Origin of the sequence: Phocoenobacter atlanticus subsp. cyclopteri (genome assembly GCF_018343795.1) — a bacterium.
GTDB lineage: Bacteria > Pseudomonadota > Gammaproteobacteria > Enterobacterales > Pasteurellaceae > Phocoenobacter > Phocoenobacter atlanticus.
Genome location: NZ_CP074346.1, coordinates 2,037,788 through 2,056,499 on the forward strand (window position 1 = coordinate 2,037,788; position 18,712 = coordinate 2,056,499).

The 18,712-nt window shown below is 32.4% G+C and carries 13 protein-coding genes, 3 pseudogenes and 1 CRISPR repeat array; of the genes and pseudogenes, 12 read left to right on the plus strand and 4 right to left on the minus strand.

Features of this window, described 5'->3' with window-relative positions; all coding sequences use genetic code 11:
* Position 1 precedes the first annotated feature (1 nt).
* The 12 genes and pseudogenes from KGI96_RS09790 to KGI96_RS09845 all read left to right on the plus strand — a co-directional run bounded on the left by KGI96_RS09790 (position 2) and on the right by KGI96_RS09845 (position 12,259).
* Positions 2 to 1,372, plus strand: coding sequence for a type II and III secretion system protein family protein (locus tag KGI96_RS09790; RefSeq protein ID WP_211597787.1), 1,371 nt, complete (start codon positions 2 to 4; stop codon positions 1,370 to 1,372).
* Complete coding sequence (locus KGI96_RS09795) at positions 1,369 to 1,824, plus strand: hypothetical protein (RefSeq protein WP_211597786.1); 456 nt, start codon at positions 1,369 to 1,371, stop codon at positions 1,822 to 1,824. The genes KGI96_RS09790 and KGI96_RS09795 overlap by 4 nt, the downstream gene beginning before the upstream one ends.
* Before the next feature lie 16 nt (positions 1,825 to 1,840).
* Positions 1,841 to 2,959 (plus strand): CpaE/TadZ family protein, encoded by a 1,119-nt coding sequence (locus KGI96_RS09800; RefSeq protein ID WP_211597785.1) that lies wholly within the window; start codon positions 1,841 to 1,843, stop codon positions 2,957 to 2,959.
* A gap of 5 nt (positions 2,960 to 2,964) precedes the next feature.
* Positions 2,965 to 4,242 (plus strand): TadA family conjugal transfer-associated ATPase, encoded by a 1,278-nt coding sequence (locus KGI96_RS09805; protein ID WP_211597784.1) that lies wholly within the window; start codon positions 2,965 to 2,967, stop codon positions 4,240 to 4,242.
* Positions 4,242 to 5,129, plus strand: a complete 888-nt coding sequence (locus tag KGI96_RS09810) for a type II secretion system F family protein (protein WP_211597783.1) — start codon at positions 4,242 to 4,244, stop codon at positions 5,127 to 5,129. The genes KGI96_RS09805 and KGI96_RS09810 overlap by 1 nt, the downstream gene beginning before the upstream one ends.
* The gene (locus KGI96_RS09815; protein WP_211597782.1) at positions 5,129 to 5,983 is read left to right on the plus strand and encodes a type II secretion system F family protein; all 855 of its coding nucleotides are present in this window, start codon (positions 5,129 to 5,131) and stop codon (positions 5,981 to 5,983) included. Before KGI96_RS09810 ends, KGI96_RS09815 begins: the two co-directional genes overlap by 1 nt.
* On the plus strand, positions 5,973 to 6,758 hold the full coding sequence (locus KGI96_RS09820; protein ID WP_211597781.1) for a tetratricopeptide repeat protein: 786 nt from the start codon (positions 5,973 to 5,975) through the stop codon (positions 6,756 to 6,758). Before KGI96_RS09815 ends, KGI96_RS09820 begins: the two co-directional genes overlap by 11 nt.
* 30 nt (positions 6,759 to 6,788) lie before the next feature.
* Positions 6,789 to 7,358 carry a TadE family protein gene (locus KGI96_RS09825; RefSeq protein ID WP_211597780.1) on the plus strand — a complete coding sequence of 190 codons (570 nt, stop codon included), beginning with the start codon at positions 6,789 to 6,791 and terminating at the stop codon, positions 7,356 to 7,358.
* Positions 7,333 to 7,959: a tight adherence pilus pseudopilin TadF gene (tadF, locus tag KGI96_RS09830; RefSeq protein WP_211597779.1), complete on the plus strand. Its 627-nt coding sequence runs from the start codon at positions 7,333 to 7,335 to the stop codon at positions 7,957 to 7,959. The genes KGI96_RS09825 and tadF overlap by 26 nt, the downstream gene beginning before the upstream one ends.
* Positions 7,960 to 7,983: 24 nt before the next feature.
* The gene (locus KGI96_RS09835; RefSeq protein WP_211597778.1) at positions 7,984 to 9,753 is read left to right on the plus strand and encodes a Tad domain-containing protein; all 1,770 of its coding nucleotides are present in this window, start codon (positions 7,984 to 7,986) and stop codon (positions 9,751 to 9,753) included.
* Between the two features lie 802 nt (positions 9,754 to 10,555).
* Complete coding sequence (locus tag KGI96_RS09840; RefSeq protein WP_211597777.1) at positions 10,556 to 11,008, plus strand: hypothetical protein; 453 nt, start codon at positions 10,556 to 10,558, stop codon at positions 11,006 to 11,008.
* Between the two features lie 117 nt (positions 11,009 to 11,125).
* Positions 11,126 to 12,259: pseudogene (locus tag KGI96_RS09845) on the plus strand (IS256 family transposase).
* 189 nt (positions 12,260 to 12,448) lie between these two features.
* A CRISPR array of direct repeats spans positions 12,449 to 13,408; the repeat unit is 36 nt; unit sequence GTTGTAGCTCCCTTTCTCATTTCGCTATGCTATAAT.
* Between the two features lie 169 nt (positions 13,409 to 13,577).
* Here KGI96_RS09845 and cas2 read toward each other — a convergent pair.
* The 4 genes and pseudogenes from cas2 to KGI96_RS09865 all read right to left on the minus strand — a co-directional run.
* Positions 13,578 to 13,904: a CRISPR-associated endonuclease Cas2 gene (cas2, locus tag KGI96_RS09850; RefSeq protein ID WP_211597776.1), complete on the minus strand. Its 327-nt coding sequence runs from the start codon at positions 13,902 to 13,904 to the stop codon at positions 13,578 to 13,580.
* On the minus strand, positions 13,897 to 14,811 hold the full coding sequence (gene cas1, locus KGI96_RS09855) for a type II CRISPR-associated endonuclease Cas1 (RefSeq protein WP_211597775.1): 915 nt from the start codon (positions 14,809 to 14,811) through the stop codon (positions 13,897 to 13,899). The genes cas2 and cas1 overlap by 8 nt, the downstream gene beginning before the upstream one ends.
* A gap of 57 nt (positions 14,812 to 14,868) precedes the next feature.
* Positions 14,869 to 18,048, minus strand: a pseudogene (cas9, locus tag KGI96_RS09860) (type II CRISPR RNA-guided endonuclease Cas9).
* A 214-nt stretch (positions 18,049 to 18,262) separates the two neighbouring features.
* Positions 18,263 to 18,652, minus strand: a pseudogene (locus tag KGI96_RS09865) (YchJ family protein); the annotation flags it as partial.
* Between the last annotated feature and the right edge of the window lie 60 nt (positions 18,653 to 18,712).

Here is an 18,712-nt window from a genome sequence, read left to right on the forward strand (position 1 = left end):
TATGTGTAAGATTATTTTTGCAATTTTATTTGTAGTGACAACACTTTTTGTACCAACACAGGTGTTAGCAGGGAAGTTTTATCTCGACAAAGGAGAAAGTAAGCATTTTCAATTAAAGGATAAGATTGATACGATTTTTATTTCAGCACCAAATATTGCGGATTATGAAATTCTTGATGACAATAATTTTGTTGTGTATGCAAAAGATATTGGTCGTACAGATATTAATGTATTGGGACTTGATGGTAAGCAATTAATATCTAATACTTTTTTTGTTAATGATGCAATTAATAGTTTAGCCAATGTGAATGAGCAAATTAATATTCGTTTTCCTAAAAGTTCATTAAGAGTGAAGAAAATTGGGCAAGCCTATGTTATTGAAGGTAAAGCAAAATCAAAAAGTGAAGCAGAAAAAGCTGCTCGTGTTGTTGGTGCAGCGATAGGCGATGACTATAAGGTAACTAAGCGTAAATTAGGTGGAGAAGAAATTTCGTTCTTAGATTCTTATGAATACAAACAGGTTATTAATAATGCAGAAATATCACTTTCAGAACAAATTAATGTGAAATTGACAGTGGTAGATGTAAATAAGAAATTTAGTGAATCATTGGGGATTGATTGGACGAGTATTTCGGGTAATGCATTAAAAGGTTTAACAAATGGTGCAACACAAATTGAAGGTCGTTTTAATAATGGAAAAGGCTCTGTTGCATTCTTAAATGCGAATAATTTAGCGGTTTTTATTAATGCGATTAATAATAAAGATAATGGAAAGATTTTGGCTCAACCAAATATTTCATTACTTTCTGGTGAAACGTCTACTTTCTTAGTCGGAGGAGAGATACCATTATTTAATAGAAATAAAAATGGCGATCCAACCATTACTTATAAGTCATTTGGGATTAAATTAGATGTTGGTGCAAAATTATTAGATAACGATAAGATCCGCTTGCGTCTTAATCAAGAAGTAAGTACGTTAAGTTCGCCTGTTCATTACGAAGAAATAAAAGTGCCTTTATTTAATATACGTCGCTCTTCTTCAACATTAGAGTTGGCTGATGGCGAAAGTTTTATAATTGGTGGATTATATTCATCAGAAGATGCTGAAGGATTGGCGAAAATTCCATTTTTAGGCGATATTCCAATTTTAGGTGCATTCTTTCGTCAAGCAAAAACAGAAAAAGTTGAACGAGAGTTAGTTGTTGTAGCAACTGTTAATTTAGTGAAACCAGTACAAGGCGATGATATTGTTTATCCTGATTTTGAGAAAACAGGTACATTAGAGCGTTTCTTTAATACTACACCATTTAAAAACATTTATTATCGTACATTAACGACGAATTTCTTAAAACGTGGAGGATTTATTCAATGATAAGATTTATAAGAATAACATTACTATTGAGCATTTTCTCTCTTTTCAATTTTGCTAATGCAAATCAGTATGGTGGCAAGTTTTTGCCTTTTGTGGATAAAACTGCAATTTACACTTTGAGTAAAGAATCAGAGGCTGGTTTACTTAATTTAAAAAATGAAATCTATCGTGAAATAGGCAGTGATGTGAATAAAAAAGTCACACTTTTTTATGGTGAAAGACAAAAGAAAATGGCAATGTCATTACGCCGTAGCTTAATTAAGCAAGGTCTTTCAACAAAAAACATTCGTTTAGTTTATAAAAAAAGGACGATTTATCCTGTTTATGCAAAAGTGCATAGTATTGTAAAACAAAAAACAAAATGTAGTAAGGTGCGTATGGATACCGTTTTTTATGAAAAACAAGGATCTTGTGCGGTGGAAAGTAATATTCGTATTCAATCAAAAAATTAATTAAGGAATAGGAATTATGTTATTACTTGATAATGAAAGTTCTACATTAAACAGCATAAGAAAAGTTGTTGTTATTTCAGAATCTGAGTCTGTTCAATCTCAAGTTTCACAGTTGTTACGTTCCCGAGGGCTTGAGAATATTGAAGTAATTGGGAAAGATTTTCAAAATGAGAGGGTTGTATTAAATGCTGAGGAAACGAACGGTGTTATTATTGATATTAAAGACTCAACCAATGTAGGTATAATTGCAGAATATGTAAATGCTATCATTCCACAACAAGTATGGTGCTGTTTAATTGGAAACAGTGATTCAATTTCACTTGCGCAACGCTTGTTAGAAAAAAATATTCTCTATTTTCATTGTGACTCACAATTGAGTTTGATGATGGAGAGTGTAATCTCTTCTACAGTGAGTATTCCTCGTACGAGAAATACGATAAATGTGTGTGTGTTAGGGTGCAAAGGTGGCATTGGTACAAGTTTTATTAGTACTCAAATTGTTAACCAAATTGTGAATCATAAGAAAGTTCCTGTCTTACTTGCTCAGGGTAGTGATGGTTCACAAGATTTAGATTTATTATTTGATAAAAGATTACAAGGCGATATTGTTGAGTATGGCAATAATTTAGATTTATTTAATGGTGATATTGAGACGTTATCTGTAGAAGAAAGAGAAAAATACAATTTTATCATTTATGATCAGCCCATTTTTAATGTTCATAGAGATAATTTTGCGGACTTTTTTAGTTATAGTAGCAGTTTTATTTTGGTTGTTGAGCGCCATGTTAGTTCATTGCGTGTTGCAAAACAGTTTTTAGAGCAATGTAAAAGAGAGCAGAGTGCAACGGGTAAACCGATTCGTACCTTTGTTTGTATTTCAGATTGTAAATCAGAGTATGCATCACAGATGGCAAAAGCAGATATTGAGAACTTATTAGGTTGTCAAATTGATGCAGTGATTCCATTCTTGAAAAAAACAACAGCTAATAAGGTGTTCGATCTGAAACTATCAAAATCAAATATAAAAAACTTGAACAAGTTAACAATGAAAGTTATTGGTGTATTGTCTCGTCAAAAAACAAAAGAAAGTAAAAGTTTTTTTAAAGCAATTATTCGTAACATTCTGGGTAATTAATTTATATGCTAAATAAAGAACAACAGATTTTCTTTAGAAATGAAATTTTGAGTAACTTAGATGTTGAGAAGCTTGATTTAATTAGAGATAACAGAGATAAGTTAGTAGATGAATTGATTCAAGTCATTTATCAATTAACGTCAAAAAAGAATAATTATTTGACCGCTTCTGATGCAAATATGATGGCAGAAATGATCTCGGACGAGATTATGGGATATGGTCCTTTGCGAGAGCTGATGGAAGATGACACCATCAATGATATTTTGGTTAATGGTTCCGATGATGTTTGGGTTGAACGAGCAGGTAAGTTAGAAAAAACCCAAAAATCTTTTATTAATAATGAGCAATTGACAGATATTGCACGACGTTTAGTTTCTATGGTTGGGCGACGTATTGATGATAGTTCACCATTAGTGGATTCTCGTTTACCTGACGGAAGCCGTTTGAATGTTGTGATTCCACCTATTGCATTAGATGGAACATCAATTTCAATTCGTAAGTTTAGTAAAGCAAAAAAATCATTACAGGAGCTTGTTGGTTTTGGTTCGATGACCAGACAAATGGCAAATTTTTTGATTATAGCGGCTCGTTCACGTATAAATATTATCGTTTCAGGGGGAACGGGGTCGGGTAAAACGACCTTGTTAAATGCATTATCTAGTTATATTTCAGAAGATGAACGTGTGATTACGTTAGAAGATACTGCGGAATTACGTTTAGATCAGCCACATGTTGTACGTTTAGAAACACGTGTTGCAGGGGTAGAAAACACAGGGGCAATCACAATGCAAGACTTGGTGATTAATGCATTGCGTATGCGTCCTGAACGTATCATTGTGGGGGAATGTCGTGGTGGTGAGGCATTTCAAATGTTACAAGCAATGAATACAGGTCATGATGGTTCAATGTCTACACTTCATGCTAACTCATCAAGAGATGCGCTTGCTCGTCTAGAATCGATGGTTATGATGTCTAGTGCAAGTTTACCTTTGGAGGCTATCCGTCGTAATATTGCATCGGCAGTAAATATTATTGTCCAAGCTACACGTTTAAATGATGGTTCAAGAAAAGTAATTAGCATTACGGAAATTATGGGAATGGAAAATGGTCAGGTTGTTTTACAGGATATTTTCTCTTATAAATCAAGTAAGGAGCGAACTAAAGAAGGTAAAATTATTGGTGAATTTATTTCACACGGCTTACTTTCACGTTCTATCGTGTCACAAAATGCTCAAATATTTAACTTAAGTGCTGAGTTAGAGAGTATTTTTAAGGAGAATTGATGTTTTTATATATATACTCGTTGATTTTTGTGTTTGGTATGCTACTTACATTATATGCAGCATTTAATTTTCGTGAGAAAAAGAAAAAAATAGATCCGATAGCATACACGACGGAGGGATTTTCTGGCGTATGGAAGAAAATTCAATCAAACTTTGTCTTATGGAAATTTTACTTTGTTGGGGGTAATGCTAAAAATTTGATTCGTAATACGGTTATTACGTTATTTGTTTTTTTAATTTTATTTTATATAAATGATTTCTATTTACAGGTAGAGCGTTATATTTTTGTGCCTCTTTCTTGTGTGCTAATTATTTTACTTGTTTGGAAGCTTGGACAAAGACGTAACAGAATTATTTTTGAAGACGGATTTCCAGAGGTTATTCAAATTTTAAATAGCGCAACTACAGCGGGTGCTGGATTATTACAGGCATTAGAACGTTGTGGTAAAGATGTAACAGGACAACTAGGAGAGGAATTTAAACGTATTTATAAGCGACTTGCGATCGGAGAAGATCCTACGACTGTTTTTGAAGATAGTTATACCCGCTATCCTTATAAAGAGTTTTACTTTTTTGTGACTATTATTCGTGTAAATTTAGATAAAGGTGGACAAATGCGAGAAGTAATTAGTCGTTTAGGACGAGTGATTGCAGAGAGTAAAAAAATGGAACAAAAAAAGAAAGCGATGACGTCAGAGGCACGTATTTCGGCGTTAATTGTAGGAGCACTTCCTGTCTGTTTCTTTATTTTTATGAGAGTGGCGATGCCAGAGAATTTTGAGTTTATTATTAATGATCCTGATGGTCGTTTAGTGCTTTATTATGTTCTAGGAAGTGAAGGCTTAGGCTTAATTATAATTTGGTGGTTAATGAGGAAGGCAAGTTGATGATCGTAAAAATCTCTTTTTTTGTATTATTACTATGTTTTGGTGTACTACTCTTTATTTTATCTATATTAAATAAAAATAGATTAAAGAAGCATAAAGATATTATTGCGGGGATATATCCAAAAGAGAATAATGAAGAAGAAAATAAAAGTAGCAAAAATAAACAACAAAAGGATCTTGAGTTATTGTTAATTAGTAATAACCCTTTGTTGAAATTTTTAGGTGAAGTCGATAAAAATATTAAATTAAAACTATTTATATCATTTATCATATTCGCTTTTTATTATCTATTTAATATGAATAAAGATAAAGCAGAGTTAATGCTTGGTTTTAGTGGTGTTTTTATTTTAGTTATTCTTATTCCAGGAGTAATAACTAGTATGATTTTAAAGAAAAAAATAAAATCAATTATGAATGATTTGCCAGGGTTTATTGATTTAGTTGCTGTATGCGTACAAACAGGCATGATCATTGATATGGCGTTAAAACAGATTGCAAAAGATTTTAAAACGTTAAATCCTGATTTAACTTATGTGATGCTACGAATTATTCGTAAATCTGAGTTAACAAGTTTAAGTGTAGCATTAGACGATCTTATTATTTCTTTACCTACTCGAGAAGTTCGAATGTTCACCACCGTGTTACAACAAAGTTTAAATTTTGGCTCGTCTATTTATGGACAACTCATTCAATTATCAGCGGATATTAGAGAATTGCAATTACTTGCTATTGAAGAACGGTTAGGAACATTAGCTGCAAAAATGAGTATTCCTCTTATTGCATTTATAATGTTTCCGATTATTATTTTAATTTTAGCCCCAGGGGCGATGAGGGTCTTTCCACATGTATTCTAAATTTTTGAAAAAAACAGTAAGTTTATCTTTTATTTTAGCACTCACGGCTTGTGCTAATTTAACATTGTCAAAGAATGGTAAGGATCCTTCTGTGGAAATGTTAACACCGCAGAATATTGTTGCAAAAGAAAAGCTTTATGAATCAACGCTTAATTATGCAGGACTTATCTCTCTTTATAGAGAAGTCTTAAAAAATCAAGAAGATTCTCGCATTCGTTATAAATTGGCAGACAGTTATTATCAAAAAGGAAATGGTAAAGAAGCATTATTTTATTTACAGCCTTTATTAAATAAACCAGAATTTACAGAAAGAGCAATGTTGTTACAAGTGAAATGCTTGGTTCAAAATAAAAAATATCATGAAGCGGTTAATGAGGCAAATAAGCTTATTACAAAATTTACCCGTAATCCAGAAGCTTATAATGCGAGAGGGATTGCATTCGCACAACTTGGAAGGTTAGATAAATCCGAGCAAGACTTTATGAGTGCACGTGAACGTTTTTTGACGGATTTAGTTGCAATTAATAACCTTGCAATGCTAAATATTATTAAAGGTGAATATAAAAATGCAGTACGATTGTTATTACCACAGTATTTAGATGGTCAAAAAGAATCACGTTTATTGCATAATTTAGTGCTTGCATTGGTAAAATCAGGTGATACAAAGTATGCACTGGATATCATTGAAAAAGAGCGTTTAAACACCTCTGAAACAGATCTTGTTAATGCATTAAAAAGAACAGAACGAGTATCTAAAGAATTAGCGGTTCGCTAATTGTTAAATATAAATAAGCAGAGAATGAATATGCACAGATTTTTTCAAAAAATTAAACAGTTTGTAAATCATAAAGAAGGAGTGTCGAGTATAGAATTTACCCTTACAATTGGTATTTTCTTGACGGTACTATTTGTTCTTTTTGAGTTTGGTCGTATTGCTCTGTTATCTGCTTATTGGGATTTAGCAATTGCTGAGGGTGTGCGTTTAACAAAGAATCAAAAAGAACCAAGTGGTGATTATGCTACACTTTTGAAAAAAGAGATTACTAAGCAATATCAGTCAAGATCAGGCAATGATATGGCATTTCTTGTGCCAGATAATCCTTCACTCAGTGTTGATGTAAAATATGCAGATTCTATTGATAATTTAGTTAAAGGAATTGAAGGTAATGTCGATGGTTTTAGAAAGGCAGTCGATGATGGTAATGGTAAAAAAATTCTTCCAACAGGTCAATTAGCGGCCATTGTAAAATATCGTTTACAATATAATTATGAATTTTTAGTTGCATTACCTTTCATTGGGGCTTTTGTTAATTCCCTTTTTACTCGTGAAGTTTTGGTGGTACAAGAAAATGAAAGATCGAAATTTAAGGAATAAGTTATTCAACAATTTTACCAAGAATAGCAGAGGTTCAGTAACTATTGAATTTGTTTTTATGATTACACTGCTGACATTGATGTTAGTTTTTATGGTAGATTTAGCGTTGCTACGTTCAAACTTAGGTAAAATCGATAATGCAACTTATTCATTGGTTAATTTGTTGCGTGAGCGAACGCAGTTATATGGTAAAGGGAATGAAAGTCTTTCGAAAGATGAGAAAGTAAATGGCAAGATAAAAAATAAAGATCTTTCAGATTTTCGTAGATTAGCGAAGTATATGATGTATGGAGACGCCAATAGCTCAAAAGAGTTATTCATTATTATAGAATCATTACAATTTAATGAGGCAGATGTAGATAAAGAACCAACCTTAGTTTTTTCTTCTTTAGGTGATAGAAATGCGTGTGTACCAGCAACGAATTTACAATTATTAAGAAGCATAGCTCCTCGCTCAGAAGTGAACGAAAGAAGGACAATTCCTCTTTATCAAGTCACAATATGTATCCAAGATTACAGTATTTTTAGAGCAATTATTTTAGATGAGTCTGAAAAATCAGGGCGTTTATTACGTTCTTCTTCTGTAGCTGTTGGGCGTTAATAAAAGATCATAAAGGGATTAGAGATGGATAATATTAAGAAAAAATATCAATCTTGTCGAGATGTATTCTCACAATTTTTGAAGAATGAACAAGGTGTTTACACTATTGTGATGTCCCTAATGAGTTTTGCTCTATTAGGATTTATTGCATTAGTCGTAGATGGTTCGGGTATTCTGCTAGATAAAGCCCGTTTCACACAAGGGATGGAGCAAGCCAGTTTATTACTTATTGCTGAAAATAATAAAGATCGACCAACAATCCATATAGGTGTTACTCGTCAAAGTATCACAAAGCAAGAGCTTGATGCCTTTAATAAGGATACATTAAAAGCACAACAAGATAAGCGTAATAAAGAAATGATAGCAACAATGGTTCGTAGTTATTATCAAGGTAAGAGTTATAAACCTGATAATTATACTATTACCGATCAATATACTTATCGTTGTGGTCGACTAAAATATTCAGTATCGGTGGTTTGTGAAGTTGATGGTAATTTTGATCGTCCATCTTGGGTATATTTGGGTAAAGAGTTTGGGCTGACGTTTGCTAAAACAGTTAATATTAAAGCAGATACACTTTATGCTGTAAAACAGCGTAATATAGCACCGCCTGTTGATTTGATGCTAATTACCGATTTGTCTGGTTCGATGGGATATAGCTTGTCAGGCGGTGGACCAACAAAATTATCAGTATTAAAGGAAGTATTTAGTGAAGTATCTGAAGAGCTATTATCTTCTAACAATAAACAAAATATTCATAATCGGATTGGTTTTACTTCTTTTTCTCTTGGTGTTCAGCAACAGAATAATTTATCGCAATGTGTTTTTCCTTATCGATTATTGAGCTCTGCATCTTCTACTCAATATAAAATTCGAAATGTATTAAAAAAAAGAACAGAATGGTGGGAATTAAGACATGATCAAAATGTATGGATAAATAACAATTTTAATTATCAGTATAATTTAAGTGATAAAGATGAATTATTAGATGCAATATTTAGAATTATACATTCTAAATATACGGGTGTTAATATAAGTAAATTTATTAAAGTAGAGAGTAATAAAAGTGATGATCAGACAAATTATATAGAAAGTTTTGATGCGGTATTAGAACAAATATCTCGAACTTTAAATAATATTGTAGATTATCCTTCAACAATACGTATGATTGATAATTTTAATGGAAAAGATATTGAGGGATTTCTATCATTTGAGAAAAATGGGATTTGTTTAAAGCAGTTGTCAAATAGTATTACAACAACGAAAACTTGGTATAATTATCAGGAAAGTAATGATTTTAAACAAGATTCTAATCGTCTTAGTGCATCGGGTTCAACATTATCAAGCTCGGGTTTTTTGATCGGTGCTAATTTAATGATGAATAAAAATCTGAATGCATTACCAGAAAAAGTAATAAGCAATACTCAAAGAGTTATTATTATGCTATCTGATGGTGTGGATGAATTAACACCAAAGAGTCAACCTCTAGAAGTAACTCAAACATTGATTACAAATCATAAAATGTGTGAACATATCCGTAATAGAATTGATTCACTACAAGATAATAACTATCCAATATATAAAACGAAGATTGGTTTTGTTGCTTTTGGATATGATAAAAATCAGAAAGGAAGAGATGAAGTGATTGCCCAACAACGAGCTTGGAAAGAATGTGTTGGCGAGGGTAATTTTTATGAGGCAAATAATAAAAAAGAATTATTGGAAGCCTTTAAATCAGTAGCAGGTATAACGGAAGAAGTTGGTCGTACAATAAATAGCATACCAAATTTATAAGGGTACGAATATTTCATTCAATATGCATTTACAGTGAGTTAAATTTTTATTGTAAAGAATAAAAAGGCATAGTAGATGAAGTGGTTGGTGAAAAGTGAGGTGAAGAGTTTTAACTCACTTTTTGTAAATTAAAAGAGCGCTCAAAACTCTGTGTCAGAATTTTAAGAGACAGTCTCGTCTCAATTTGGCATTACCTATTTTTACTAGTCTGCTGAAGACACTATCCCACAAACTGCGTAAGTTCTAAAAATAGGGTTCAGGGTTATCCTTGAATCCTATCCAGAAATAGTCAAAAATTGATTCAAAATCAAGCCGCAGAGACCATAAATTATTATCTATTTAAATCTACCTCAAATTTTTTTGCATTATAGCATTTATTTTATTATAAAAGGGAAGGATTATAAATTACAAGGAATCATAGTTTTATATATCCCTCAGAGTAACCTTAAACGTTTACCTATTGATTTCTAGAAATTAATAATAAAATTTAAATATAGCGGTTATATTAATGGTTAAATTTACAAAATAAATATCTAATATGGAGACGTTGCATGCAACATCTCAGAATATGGACTAAATATACACAAACTAATATTTGTTAATTAGCTACTACAACATATTTTTATAATCCCAATCTTACGTTAATTTGAATAACATATTGATTTTTTTATAAAATTTAAAATATGCTCTTACCCTAGTTTTCCCCTGGGAATCTAAGTAATAATTTTGAAAAAATCTTGATAAGTTAGGGGGGTATAATGTCCGTGTTTTTATAGTTAAAATTATTCGTAAAGGAGTTAATATGAAAAAATACAGCATAATATTTTTTTTATTAGTATCTAGTCTAACATTTAGCGTTTTTGCAAAAGAGCCAGAGTATGATGGTGCGTATATTAAAACAAAAAGTGGGGAATATATAGAACTTCCTTCTTTTGAGCCAGGACAAAATACAACTGGATATTTTTCGTATATTTGTTTAGAAGAATCAGGGAAAAAATACCCGAGTATCAAAAAAAGTTCTTTAAGAAACTTTTTACTAAAAGGAGGATATAAATTTAATTATTTATCATTTCATAAGCTAAGAATACGAGACAAAAGCTTTGGAAGATATTTTTTATGTTTTGATAGAAATTCAAAAATATCTTACAGAAAAAAAACACGTTCAAATAAAGCCATCGTTGATATAAAAAGTTTTGACAAAGGCGTTATTATTGCGTGGATAAATAATGATTTTTGGGTTTTCAAAATAAAATAAAATTAATTTTATCGTAGGCTACATATAAAAGTTTTTATATGTAGCTTTCAAATAGAGACTATAAAAATAACTGTGTATCTGCTTTAATATACAAAAAACATTAAGGTGGATACCAATATGAAAAAAGCAAATTTAACCAACCAAATCGACGCCCTACTTGAGCAACTAGATTCTCAAGAAGATATCGAAATGCAACTCAGTTATTGCACAAACGTTTCTTTGAGAAATCACTCAATGCTGAATTAGATGAGCATCTAGGCTATCAAAAGAATGGCACACGTAAAGGTAGCAATGCCAGAAATGGCGTTACAACCAAAACGGTATATACCGAAGAAGTTCAATTTTCTATCGATACGCCACGTGATAGAGAAGGCACTTTTGAGCCTGAAATCATTAAAAAACGACAAACAAGAGTACCCATACTCGACTCAAAAATTATCTATTTGTATTCACAAGGAATGAGTACCCAAGAAATCACTGAAACTGTGTCAGACCTATATGGGACAGAAATCTCACCCGCTTGATGATGTCTATCCTATCGTTTATTTGGACTGCATCGTTGTTAAAGTCCGTCAAGATAAATGTGTGATTAATAAGGCTATTTACCTCTCCTTAGGCATTAATATGCAAGGACAAAAGTTGTGGATATCTGAAAATGAAGGAGCTAAATTTTGGTTAGGGGTGCTGACAGAATTACAAAATCGTGGTGTAAAAGATATCCTTATTGCTTGTGTTGATGGTTTAACGGGCTTTCCTGATGCGATTAATACCGTTTATCCAAAAACTAAAATCCAGCTTTGTATTGTCCATATGGTGCGTAATTCTATGAAATATGTGCCTCATAAGGATTATAAAGCAGTTGCTCGAGACTTAAAGAAAATTTATCAATCTACGACAGAAGATGAAGCCTTGCAGGAATTAGAGAATTTTGCGAATACTTATGACGATAAATATCCGCAAATATCACGGTCTTGGTATAAACACTGGGATAACCTGAATACCTTGTTTAACTACCCTGAGGATATAAGGAAAGCCATTTATACGACTAATGCTATTGAGTCTGTAAATAGTGTTATTCGCAAAGTCATCAATAAGAGAAAATTATTTCCAACGGATGACTCTGCAAAAAAAGTCGTTTATCTGGCTATTCAAAATGCCTCTAAAAAATGGACAATGCCAATTAGAGACTGGAAATTAGCACTCAATAAGTTTATGATTGAGTTTGATGATCGCTTAGCTGATTATCTTTAACTAAAGTGCAGTTACACAGTTTAGGAGACAGTCTCAATTCTGTGTCGAGACTAGCTATTTTTATAGTCTCTTTGAACTCTTTTTTCATTTAACAGGAGACAGTCTCTTTAACATTGGAAACAGTTGTAGTTCCCTTTTTTCATTTTGTTGTGCTATAATTTCTTATCGAAAGTTTGAGTGTTTATTTTAGTTGTAGCTCCTTTTCTCATTTCGCTATGCTATAATATAAACGGCTTTCAGATGGCATTGTTCTAGGTTGTAGCTCCCTTTCTCATTTCGCTATGCTATAATCAAGCGTGGTGTGAAGTACATCGTGATGAAGTTGTAGCTCCCTTTCTCATTTCGCTATGCTATAATTTGCTACCATTTCTAATTGCTTGTTTCTGTGTTGTAGCTCCCTTTCTCATTTCGCTATGCTATAATTTTTAGAAGTGAACAAACAACAGATGAAATGTTGTAGCTCCCTTTCTCATTTCGCTATGCTATAATACAGGGTGTGCGACACAGCCACGAAATATAGTTGTAGCTCCCTTTCTCATTTCGCTATGCTATAATGATAAAACCGCTCACGTACAAACAGCAAAAGTTGTAGCTCCCTTTCTCATTTCGCTATGCTATAATAAGTGGCAGATGCAGCACACGAGGCGTTAAGTTGTAGCTCCCTTTCTCATTTCGCTATGCTATAATATATTGCAGCAGTAGTATTGCCATCTTGTGGTTGTAGCTCCCTTTCTCATTTCGCTATGCTATAATCTAGCCCATCATTGATACTTTTAGCCAAAAGTTGTAGCTCCCTTTCTCATTTCGCTATGCTATAATTTGTGTCATTGTATTAATCCTCTGTATTCTGTTGTAGCTCCCTTTCTCATTTCGCTATGCTATAATCTTAAAGAAATGAAATAATCTTCTAACGAAGTTGTAGCTCCCTTTCTCATTTCGCTATGCTATAATCGCTGATTGCTTGTGTCGTGACATTTTTTAGTTGTAGCTCCCTTTCTCATTTCGCTATGCTATAATAGATATTGCGGATTATGCAATTTTAGGCGGGTTGTAGCTCCCTTTCTCATTTCGCTATGCTATAATTACATCATAAAAAATTACCCCTTTCTACCAGTTGTAGCTCCCTTTCTCATTTCGCTATGCTATAATCTTGGACATCTAAAGCCTTTTAAAATAAGGCTTTATTACTATTATATTCATTATAAAAAACACGGATAAATAAGTATTTATCCGTGTTTTTTATGATTTTTTTCTAATAAAGATCTGGATATTTAGCTATAAAAAATGCAAAAAATAAAAATTTATCAGAAATGATTGTTTAAAATAACAGCATTTGATTTGCGTTTACTTTTTTTTCTTGTGTTTTCAATTCTCCTAATAGTAGTTGCATACTAGCAAACTGTTTTTCTGTCACCTCTAAGCAACGAATAGATCCCTCTTCAGGCAAGTTTTGGCACAATCTTTTATGATGTTTGGTTAATGAATCTCTTCCTCTTACTATACGAGAATAGACTGATAATTGGAGCATTTGATATCCATCTTTTAATAAAAATTGACGGAATTGATTGGCAGCTCGGCGTTTGGATTTAGTTGTGACGGGTAAATCAAAAAAGACTATTATTCGCATAAATTTAGCCTCACTCATAGTGATATTCCTCTAAAGGTAATATTTTGGGTAACTTTAATTGTTTGGAATTTTTACTGATAAATGCATTTTTTAATGATGCAATGGTGCGATCAATTGCACTGAGAACACTCAATGTTTCATTTTGAAATTGTATTTGTTTGTGTAAAATTTTAATGAGTTGTTGTTTGGTATAAGGTGTTAAGCCTTTATCTAATTTATTTTGTTTCCATAATTCCCATACTAATAAATCGACAAGAGGGCGAAAGGGTTCAATAAAATCGTCGGCAAGATTAAAGGGATTCAACTCGCTATGATGAAAAATTCCTAAGCTAGGTAACCAACCATAATAAACTAAACAACGTGCTACTGCAGAGCGTAATACAGTGTAAGCATAATTTAAGTGGCTATTGATATTATCATCATCTGTCCTACGAAAAGTTTTTCCGAATAAAGTGTGAAAATAAAGTAATGCCGCTTGAGCCTCAATATTCTCTTTATCGCCTGATTTAACCTGTTTTGCCATAATGTGTAATTTGGCACTTTCTTTTTCACATTGGGCTTGTGATAAAACAAAGGCTTGATTAAGGACTTTTTGTTTTATAATTTCTTGCCATAGTTGTTTTTTCTGGGGAATAGTCGCGTCTATTTGGAGTTTTAATATTTTTAATTGGCGATGATATTGTGAAAAGGGAAGCCATTGTCCACAGGGTAGAAATTGTTGATCACAGGTTAATAATGTCACACCATTGAGTGCAAGAGCAGAAAGTAAGGGGGCTGTAATAACCACTTCCTTACTTTCAACAACGATAATAGCAATATCTTCAATAGGAACGGTATATTCAGCTTCCTCTTGCCAAATACAAAGTTGATTCTGTTTTAATGATAATTTTCCACCCTTGCTAATTAAGATACTTCGCCAAGACATAATGGTATTACCTCTTAATAAAAACGCCCTATCTGTTAAACAAATAGGGCGTAATAATTAACGAATAGGTTGTCGAGCTTTTGGCTGACAAAGTCCAATATTTTTACCTAAAGGATCAATATCATATTTTTCAAAAGAAAGTGCTGTTTTTACACCAACATTTTTATGTATTCCATTCTTACCTTCCGATTTTTCTAAATCATGAGTCCTAATGTGTATTGCTGCATTACTTCTGTCCATTCCTACATAATAACCGAAGTGAGTAACCTTTTTAGTTTCTAATTTAATTAAATCATTCGGATAGATTGAAAACTTAAAAGTAAAAGATTCATCCATTTCTTGCCATTCATCTTCTCCTTTATTTGCTATAGCCGCTTTATTTGGCAAAATTCCTTTAGCAACTTGCCAAGTGTAAATAGGGACAAGGTAGAATTTATTAGCTTTTTCAAATACATCCACCCGAACCATTGAGGCATTATCTGCTACACCATTTCCTTGATGGACAAGAACCCCTGTTTTTTGGATTTGTTTAACTCTAATTTTTTTCACCTGTTGTCCACCTTTTTTATAAAAGGGTTCAGCAAAGGCTTTTACAGGATCATTATTAAATTGTTCTAATCGTTCTTTTAATGCTTGATAAAGTGCTTTTTCTTTGTCTTTATTAACCATATTTTCTAGCGTACTTAATTTTAATGATGTGAGTGCAATACGTTGCACACTTTCATTTTCTGCTAAGCGTTTCGCTGATTTAATGGTTTCTAAATGCCCTTGCCCTGTCATTTTACGTGTTGGCATTCTTGATACAAATAACGGTGTAACATATTGATGTCTTGCTTCGGGACGGTTTGGTAATTGTTGCTCTAACTCTAGTAGAGGATTATGACTAAATACACGAATCATCACTTCGTTACGGAAATAGTTCCACGGTTCCGGGAAATGAATCTGTTTAATTTCACCGGTATTTCTATCTATAAATTCACCGCTGAAAATATTCATCTCTTTATTGCGTACAAAATCAGTAATTTTCTTTTGCATTGCAGATGTTGTACAGGCTACAACGATAGCATCTAAAGCGTGATGGCGATCATTCTCTCCTCTGACTTTCATCAATCCCCAACGAGCACGGAGCAATGCAGTAATTTGTCCATTAGAAGCAAATACGCATTTTTTTCCTTTACCCGTTAACTGAATATTATCATTGATAAAATTCATTAAGTAGCGAGCGACATATCGCGTATCATTGAGATTTCTCTTAATAAAATCTTCTGATAAATATTTGAGTAATAGATGTTGTTTTTTATGATAATTAAAGTGACTTCCCGACACTAATGCAACAAATTGTTGCCATTTTGTCGTATTATTTTTACCATCAAACCATTCATAAGGGGTTTGATTTGCTTTATTTTGGTTTTCATTGGCTAATACGAGAATTTTATTATTAAAACTATCATCCCAAGTACGAGAAAAGGGTAATGCGTGATCAATTTCCACATAACCTTTTTCAAGTAATCGATTGATATCAATAGCTTTTCCAGAATATAAACATTTTCCTTGTTGCTCATTGTATAAACGCATTTTTAGAATGTCTTTTGATTTTGGTTCTCCGATAAAGTAAGGAAATAAATCTTTAAATTCTTTTATTGCACGTTCTTTTTTGGCTTTATTTTCAAGCTGATTTTTTGCAATTTTTTGACGATCTTTAAATGATTTTCCCACTTCTCGTCCTGTCTCAATATGAATTCTCGCAGGAGAGCCATATAAACGAATAACGGCATTGATAATTTTTCTTGTTTGAGAAAGGCAACGTAATACAACGGGATTACGTATTTCATCTTTATCAATTGAAGGTAAAAATAGATGCTCTTCTTTCGTTTTTACGCCATAATGATCGCCATAAATAGAGGTACAAGCTTCATCATAACGTTGCTCTTGTTCCATTAGTGGAAGAATTTTAGAAAGTGCCGTTAGAGATAAATTGATAAATTTATCAAAGTTTATACCTGATAATAACGCATTTAAAATAGGAGTTGATATTTTATCTTGTAATTGTGCGGTAATATCAGCATCTGTTTTATATAATGAAAAAGCGGTACCAATTTCATCAAGTAATTCAGGCTTGGTCGCTAAACCTTGCCATTCCGTTTTTAAATTTGCTTTTTCTAATACTTTGCGAATTTGATGAAATGCTTTTAATTCCATCAGTGTTTCTTTTTCAATTTCTTTCTTATCTTCCGCTTTTCGATAACGCAAGCCTTTAAAAATTTCCGATTCTGATAATTATAAAATATTTCGGATTTGTGTATAGGTTAATTTTGCTTTTTGATAAGGTTGATTTAATAATAATGCTCTTTCAGACTCTGTTAATCCTCTTTCTGCTCCTTGAGTTAAAATTCTTAAATTATTCAATTTAGTCAACCAAATAAAGCGTTCTGCACTATATGTATTTTTTGCACATTTATATTCTTGCGTTTCAAAAGGGCATTTACCTAACATTTTTAGGATAGCTTCACCAGATAGTGCAGGTTTTTGATACATCAATAAATAATCTATTTTTTCTTCTAATTTGGCAGAGGTATAAGGATTATTATATTGACGTTGTTTTTCAAAGAGGAGATGTAATTCGGCTTGTAAATCCAATCGATCAAAAGTATGAATATATTCACCGTTTTGATTGCGGATGTGTCCTTTTTCTTTTTCAAATTTTCGAATAGCAAGTTCTGCTGGCGTTCTATATTGGCTTTCTTGTAATAATAGATGATTCTCTTTCACTCCAGATAACAGTGCTCCGAGCTGTTTATCTGCCGTTTCACTTTCATTTTTACGCTGGGATAAATAACCTCTATGTTTGATTAAATGTAGTAATACCGTCGCCCATTCTTTGGGTTCTAATTTATGATCTAACCCTTTAACTCTTAATTCCCATGCATTGATCGGTAAATTTTTAATGATATTTTTAGTTAAAAAATCATTTTTGGTTAAGAGTCCTTCTTCTAGGAGTGCTTTTTTCGTTAATAATAAACGTTTTACTCTGCGAGCAATAAGTCGTCTTGTACTTCTTGCTTCACGTCTTGATTTTGCTAATGATTCACCTGTTTTTGGGACTTCTGCTTTTTCAAAGGTTCTAACCCCTAAATCAATTAATCTAATCGGCATTTCATTTTCATCAATCTCAATAACTGACCAACCAACAGATGCAACCCCTAAATCTAATCCTAAAATATATGATATTGTCGACATAAATTCACCTAAACTATCTAATTAAAGAAATAGATATATTTTTATCATAAATTGAATAAAAAAATTGACTTTTGTAAAAAAAATTTTATTATTATTTATATTGTTGCATAGCGAAATGAGAAAACGTTGCTACAATAAGAGATTCAACAGAATTTCGTAAAGCTCTGCTCCTTAATGCTTCGGTATTAAGGAGCATCTTTTTATTTGTGCCTTACACATTCGGATCCACAAAATACCATTTATTCCCTTTATAAATAAAAAGCGATAGTTCGTGGTGTTCTGCTATTTTTTTCTCAGTTTTGAAATAAGCTTTAAATTCTACCGTTGCTCTGTTTTTAGCAAACATAGGATTATGCGCCACAATCTCTAAACCACACCATTTTGTACTTTCTGCCCATTGTTCCATTGCGGGTTTATCTAAGTATTTTTGCTGACTTGGTAGGGTGGTTTCTACAATATAATTAATATTGATCAGTGTATAAGCACTGTAACGTGAACGCATTAGCTGTTCGGCGGTGAGTGGTGTAGCGAAGTGTTGATGAAAAGGTTCACAACATTCAGCGTAACTTTTGTTTGATTGGCAAGGGCAAGGTTTATGATTCATTTTCGATTTTATCCACCAGGGCAAGATCGCACTTTTCTTAAAAATATGATCTAATAGCAC